7 protein-coding genes and 1 tRNA gene are annotated in these 6,851 nt (G+C 40.7%); 5 read left to right on the forward strand and 3 right to left on the reverse strand.

Annotation, left to right across the window (positions count from 1 at the left end; genetic code table 11):
- Positions 1-403: 403 nt before the first annotated feature.
- Positions 404-592, forward strand: a complete 189-nt coding sequence (locus ACIQXU_RS20695; protein WP_402876058.1) for a hypothetical protein — start codon at positions 404-406, stop codon at positions 590-592.
- Positions 593-637: 45 nt separating this feature from the next.
- Here ACIQXU_RS20695 and ACIQXU_RS20700 read toward each other — a convergent pair whose 3' ends face one another.
- Positions 638-1,519 carry a DMT family transporter gene (locus ACIQXU_RS20700; RefSeq protein WP_402954150.1) on the reverse strand — a complete coding sequence of 294 codons (882 nt, stop codon included), beginning with the start codon at positions 1,517-1,519 and terminating at the stop codon, positions 638-640.
- Positions 1,520-1,655: 136 nt separating this feature from the next.
- Here ACIQXU_RS20700 and ACIQXU_RS20705 point away from each other — a divergent pair, with 136 nt between their 5' ends.
- From ACIQXU_RS20705 to map, 3 genes are all read left to right on the forward strand, one after another.
- The gene (locus ACIQXU_RS20705; RefSeq protein WP_402876056.1) at positions 1,656-2,363 is read left to right on the forward strand and encodes an MgtC/SapB family protein; all 708 of its coding nucleotides are present in this window, start codon (positions 1,656-1,658) and stop codon (positions 2,361-2,363) included.
- A gap of 118 nt (positions 2,364-2,481) precedes the next feature.
- Positions 2,482-2,554, forward strand: a tRNA-Ala gene (locus tag ACIQXU_RS20710).
- Between the two features lie 356 nt (positions 2,555-2,910).
- Complete coding sequence (gene map / locus ACIQXU_RS20715; protein WP_402876055.1) at positions 2,911-3,651, forward strand: type I methionyl aminopeptidase; 741 nt, start codon at positions 2,911-2,913, stop codon at positions 3,649-3,651.
- Positions 3,652-3,778: 127 nt separating this feature from the next.
- On the opposite strand, the gene ACIQXU_RS20720 is transcribed toward map, so the two are convergent.
- Positions 3,779-3,955, reverse strand: coding sequence for a hypothetical protein (locus tag ACIQXU_RS20720; RefSeq protein ID WP_402876053.1), 177 nt, complete (start codon positions 3,953-3,955; stop codon positions 3,779-3,781).
- 310 nt (positions 3,956-4,265) lie between these two features.
- Positions 4,266-5,720: an alanine/glycine:cation symporter family protein gene (locus ACIQXU_RS20725; protein ID WP_402992110.1), complete on the reverse strand. Its 1,455-nt coding sequence runs from the start codon at positions 5,718-5,720 to the stop codon at positions 4,266-4,268.
- 271 nt (positions 5,721-5,991) lie between these two features.
- On the opposite strand from ACIQXU_RS20725, the gene ACIQXU_RS20730 reads away from it, so the two are divergent.
- Positions 5,992-6,851, forward strand: an 860-nt coding sequence (locus tag ACIQXU_RS20730) for a transposase (protein ID WP_402992112.1), incomplete at its 3' end; no start/stop codon positions are given.

The following is a 6,851-nucleotide window of genomic DNA, read 5'->3' on the forward strand; positions in this document are numbered from 1 at the left end:
TTGCTCATTTTGCTTTTTTATAGTGTGTGCTCACTCAAAATTTACGTTGGCGCTTTGTTTTGTTCAGTTTTCAAAGAGCAATTTCGTTGTCGTTTCTCTCAAAGCGACTTCGTTAGTTTATCATGTTTCGTTGCTGTTTGTCAACAACTTTTTTAAAATAATTTTCAACAGCTTGTTGAGCCGTTTAAGTTGCTGTCTTAGCGACAAGAAATAATATACCATGTATAAAAAATGTTTGCAATATATTTTTACAAAGTTTTTTTAAAAAAGTTTTCATTTTCATTTCTTCTATATAAACTTCCCCTGCATTCACTTTATCTCCGTAACAAAATTAAAATATCCCGCATATTTCATCTTGAATTTATATATAGATAGATTGATATCTTTTTTATGAGGTGAAATGATGAATCTTTTATTGGTTGCGCTACTCATTTGTTATAGCATGGCTCTTTATTTATTCTGCACCGCTTTTTATGAAGCCATTAAATTCAGTAAAGAAAAAGGGAAAGTGAACGGCACGACCTTCTTATTCAGCTTTATCTTCGCCTTGATTTTCACCAGGATGACCTATTTATTCTATCCCTATGAATAAAAGCAGTAAGTCGCGTCAGACTTACTGCTTTTATATGAGTCTTTTTCAACCTTCTTTCCCTTCAGCTTTTAAAAACGTCGTTAGACCAACCAAGATGATGGTGCCTCCGAGAACTTGAGTCCATAGAATAGGCTCATCGAGAATAAAGTAAGCAAGGACCGTGGCTCCTACCGGCTCCAGAAGTATCGCCATCGAAATGGTTGTAGTACTTAGCCATTTCAATGTCCAGTTGAATAACGAATGTCCTAATAACGTTGGAAAGATGGCAAGAAGAATGAAATAGATCCAATCTTCAACGGCATAGGGCGCGAGTGCCTCGCCTTTAACAAGAACATAGACGAACAAAGTAACCGCACTAATGCTATACACGACAAATGTGTATGTTATAGAAGAGATACGTTTTACAACACTCTGTCCAAACAATAGGTAACCCGTTACTAATGCACATGCGATAAGGGCTAGGACATCTCCCCAAAGTGCCATCCCGCTGATTCGGAAATCTCCCCAGCTGATGACAAAACTTCCGGCTATCGCGATGACGCCACTACCTATCGCTCTCAACGAAAACCTTTCTTTAAAAAAGAAGTAAGCCCCCGCGAAAGCGAATAACGGCTGAAGTGTGACAAGGACTGTCGAACTGGCCACAGATGTGTAATTGAGCGATTCAAACCACAGTATGAAATGAAAGGCTAGAAACACACCAGCGGCAATCGATAACAACCAGTCCTTTTTCCGGATGAGCTTGAGTTCATGCCGGTACTTGATAAGGAAAACAGGAAGCATCAATAGAACGGTAAATAATAATCGATAAAAAGCAATGATTCCCGAAGGCGCAGTTGCTAATTTGACCAAGATCGCCGAAAAAGAAACCGAGGCTACTCCTATAGCTAAAGCCAAATAGGGATTCATTTTTGGTTTGGGCTGCATTCTCTCTCCTCTTTCCCCGAATTCTAGTTTGAAGTTTATTTTACTATGGTAGAATTATAAGGGATAGTTTATTTGAAATGGGCTATATTGAATAGATTATTAATTCTTCTATCTTTTCTGAGGAGATGTGAATGGTATGGAATGGGTGTTCGAACCTCAATCTGAACTGCAGATATTGATAAAGTTAGGGATTTCGGCTCTCCTCGGATTAATCATTGGGTTAGAGAGGGAGATGAAACGGAAACCAGTCGGACTAAAAACAAGTCTGGTCATTTCCATCGTCAGCTGTTTATTAACAATCGTTTCGTTGGAATCAGCTTATAAATTTCCAGGCAGTGACGATGTTAATATCACGATGGACCCTCTTCGTCTTGCGGCCCAAATCGTATCAGGGGTCGGTTTCATCGGTGCAGGGGTCATCCTGCGTCGCGATAATAACAGCATTTCCGGTTTAACGACCGCCGCCATCATATGGGGTGCCGCAGGTATTGGGATTGCGGTCGGGGCAGGATTCTTCCTTGAAGCGATCGCTGGAGTCATCCTGTTAATCATCAGTGTCGAATTGGTGCCGTCCCTTGTCACTTGGCTCGGACCAAGAAAATTGAGACAAAAGGAAATCTTTCTAAAGCTAGAGATCAAGGGTAAAGATGATATTGCTATCGTACTGAAGAAAATTAAAGAAGAGAATATTTACATCAAGGCGCTTCGGATTAAAGATGTCGAAGAAGACCTTCACCTTTTAACACTAAAAGTGTTGGTCGATTATAAAGTCAAGACTTCCGAGGTGTACTATACCGTCTCTAAACTCAGTGAAATATCCAGAGTGGAAATTGAAAATGGCTAATGTACAAAACCCGTTTGAATTCCTTCAAACGGGTTTTTCTTACTCATTTTACAAATTATAAAATTTAATATTGACTTTTCTTCGGATTCCGAATAAAATAATTATTGTACCATAACCCGGGGGCTTAGCTCAGCTGGGAGAGCGTTTGGCTGGCAGCCAAGAGGTCAGGGGTTCGATCCCCCTAGTCTCCATACTTCGAAACCCTTTGCTTTTAAGCAAAGGGTTTTTCTTTGTATCCCTCCCCTTTTCTTCTCAAAAAACTTCCCTTTATAATCGCCTTAACAGTAATTCATGCTTTTTCCCTCTACGTTGAAATAGCTACATTTTGCTTACCCTTGCCTCGATACCATTCTCATCTCACATCGGACGATTCAAACCAGCCACTCATCAGTTGTTTTTTCTTGTGTTTCTGATATTTTTAGAAGAGTGAAGGAGCTAACTGTTTTCGGAATAAATTCGTCAGGCACTTTTTCACATTTATTTTAACTAAAGTGGAAATAAGGGTACAATTAATAACTCTTATATAAATAATTAATGAGGTGAAAGAATGATTGCAAAGACTGAAGAAGATTTTAATGGCTTGAAAGAAATCGGCAAAATTATTGCCTCCATTAGAGATGAATTGGTACAAAGATCAGTCCCTGGCGTAACGACCAAAGAACTTGATGATATTGCTGGAGAACTGCTAAAGAAGGCAGGTGCCATTTCCGCCCCAAAAGGGGAATATGATTTTCCTGGTTATACTTGCATTAGCATTAACGAAGAAGTGGCGCATGGCATTCCAGGTGAACGGGTTATTCAAGAAGGGGATCTCGTAAATATAGATGTCTCCGCTTCAAAGAATGGTTATTTCGCAGATACAGGAATCTCATTTGTAGTAGGAGAGGGCAATGAAGTCTTAACGAAACTATGCGATGTCGCTAAAAAGGCATTTGATGCAGGTCTCAAGAAAGCAAAACCTGGTGCCAAGAAAAGCAAAATCGGAAAAGCGGTCTTTGAAACCGCGAAACAACATGGATTCACTGTTATCGAAAATCTTACGGGACATGGTGTCGGACGAAAGATCCACGAAGCACCTGCCCATATTTGTAATTATTATGATCCTTGGGATAACGAAATACTAAAGGAAGGGATGGTTATCGCATTCGAGCCATTTATTTCAACCTTTGAAGAAGAAGTATTCCAAAAAGAAGATAATTGGACCTATGCCACAGAAAAAAGCTTTGTAGCTCAATTGGAGCATACGATTATCCTTACTAAAAATGGCCCGATTATTGTCACCCTTTAATTCAAGCATAGACGGTAAAGTTTTATATTAAAATAGTAGTACACGGCGGAGTGTTCTTTACACTCCGCTTTTATCTCGTCAGGTAGGGAATATTGCGAGAATGATTCGGGGAGTGAAGGCATTTACGCTAACTTCTACTCATCATTTTCTTGATCTTGCGAACAGCGGGTACTAGAACGGATTCTTGTACTTTTGTAAGGGCTACACCCAACCCAACCATCAGCATCAAGGCGATAATCAATCCTAATACCAAGCTCACTATTTCTCCAACTTCTTTAAATACAGCAACCAATACGGCAACCATTCCACTCGCCTCCCTTTACCACCACTTTTTTACGAACTTCTCACCAAACTTAAGTGAAGGATTATTTACTTTCCCTTTTCCGTGACATTAACTGAACGAACGATTACCTATAGATAGTCTCATTATAACCAAATGTATAATAATGGTCCATTTACCACCTTTGTGAATATGAAGACACGCCCGACTCCGCTAGTCCGCTATCCATTTCTTTACTCATAATATGTAGTTCCCTTTTTGGTAATGACATCAAAAAAAGCTAGCCCAATCACTCGAGCTAGCTTAATTGAAATACATATATCATTTCATAGGATTATGATATTTTCTCTTCATCCTTCATATATTCATGCTCCCAGAAATCCGCATTTTTAATCCCCAATGCTTTTGGATCAAAAACTGGGTCCACCCCTTGTTTCTTTTGTTTCTCGTAATCCCGTAATGTTATGAGTGCTGGTTTGGCTAGAATCAGAATCGCTATGACATTGAGCCATACCATGATTCCTAACCCCGCATCCCCTAAGGCCCAAGCCACTTCTGCCGTTCGGATCGTTCCATAAAAAGTGGCGGCAAGGATAATGACCTTCAAGGTGTGCATCGCCCATTTACTATTCCGATTTCGCATCAGGTAAGCAATGTTCGTTTCTGCGATATAATAGTAGGCCATGATGGTCGTAAAGGCGAAGAAAAAGAGGGCTATAGCCACGAATCCTGCACCAAACCCAGGAATCACACTATCAATGGCCGCTTGTGTATAGCCTGGACCCGGTTCCACCTCTCCTAAGTTATTCACGATTGATGTCCCATCTTCCGCTTGCGTATTGTACATGCCTGTGAATAAGATCATGAAGGCAGTAGCCGAACAAACGAATAGGGTGTCTATATAAACGGAAAAAGCTTGGACAAGGCCTTGCTTGGCCGGATGGGAAACTTCGGCTGCAGCTGCTGGGTGAGCACCCGTTCCTTGACCAGCCTCATTCGAGTACACGCCGCGTTTCACTCCCCACGCGATGGCCATCCCGATCAACCCGCCAAATGCTGAATCCAGACCAAAAGCACTTCTAAATATTAATGATATGACACCGGGTAATTCTGTGATATTCATGAAGACGATGATAACGGATAATAGAATATACCCGAGGGCCATAAACGGAACAATCAGTTGTGCGGCATTGGCGATCCTCTTTACGCCACCGAATATGATGAACCCAAGTAAAAGGACCACGGCAATTCCTGTGATGAACGGCTCAACACCGAAGGCATTTTCCACTCCGGCGGCAATGGAATTGGACTGGACGCCCGGCATAAGAATTGCCATTGCGATAAGTGCCGCGCCTGCGAAAAGGACGGCGAACCATTTCCAACCTATCCCTTTTTCAATATAATAAGCAGGACCCCCACGATATTGACCGTCTTGCTTCACTTTATAAATCTGGGCTAACGTAGATTCTATGAATGCGCTGGATGCCCCTATGAAAGCAATGGCCCACATCCAAAAAACCGCACCTGGTCCACCGAAGGCGATGGCCGTCGCCACCCCAGCTATATTCCCTGTCCCGACACGTCCTGAAAGGGCAATGGATAAAGCCTGGAATGAAGAAACCCCCGCTTTCGAACTCTTTCCCCGGAACATCAATACAATCATTTCTTTAATATGCCTAACTTGTAGAAAACGCGTCAATATGGAGAATAATAGCCCGACCCCCAATAAGATATAAATGACCGGTGAGCTCCATAACACTCCATTCAAAGCGTCTATGAATTCCTTCAAGTAAGTTCCCCCTTTTATCGATTAGAATATTCAAAATTATATAATAATTTATATTTTTCCACAATATGTTATGTTAGTTTTTCTTACATTTGAAATAATTTTGTCGTAAAAAAGGGGAACCTTCTTGACAGCATAAAAAAGAAGGGGCTGTCCCAAAAGTCAGAAAAATGACTTTTAGGGCAACCCTTTTTTATGAAATTTATGCACAAAAAAATCGCCCTTTTTAGTAAAATGAAGTTACCACACACCATTTACGAAAGGACGATTTTTTATGAGCAATCCAAAGATCACTACAGAAAATTATAACATGGAACAAACTATACTACCACTCACCATTCAAGAGGAAACTACCGTTCCTCAAAAACGAAATTCTACACCTACTTTTATTCCCTATGATAACCAACAAACCACTGTTATTTTTGACATTCAGGATCTCATTCCGGTTCACCACGTGGCGCGTGTGATTGATCAAATGATTGAATCAGTAGAAGATAATGTCTTTTTTGAGCACTATAATGGTGGCGGACGTAGCTCTTACCATCCTAAAATGATGACGAAAGTCATTTTGTATGCCTATTCTCAAAAAGTCTATTCCTGTCGTGAAATCGCCAAACTGGTTAAAGAAAATATCCCAACAATGTGGCTGGCTGCCTTGCAAAAACCGGATTATCGAACGATTAATCGATTTCGCACACAACAAATGGATAAGCTCCTTCCGAAGCTATTTGAAGAAATGATTCATCAACTAATAGAAGAAAAGCACGTCACAATGGAGAACTATTTTCTAGACGGAACAAAGATTGAAGCAAGCGCAAACAAGTATTCATTTGTGTGGAAAAAGGCGACGACCAAATTTGAGGCGAAGCTGCAAGAAAAAATCGAAGAAACGTACCAACAGATTCAGACCATTGCAAATGAAGAGGGTCTTGAACTGTCTACTCAAGATGAAACCTCCTCATTAACGGCAGAGGAAAAACTAACTCAAATAGAAAAAGCATTAGTGGAAAAAGTTGAAAAAGAAACGAACGGTATCCAACTTGAAGAAGATGTCCAGGTACGAAAAGAAAAACGACGGGAACTCAGTCCGGTTAAGAAACTATTGAAATTAGTGCGCGAAGACTTAGGTCCACG

The sequence above is a fragment of the Peribacillus sp. NPDC097284 genome (genome assembly GCF_044761765.1).
Classification (GTDB): Bacteria; Bacillota; Bacilli; order Bacillales; family DSM-1321; genus Peribacillus.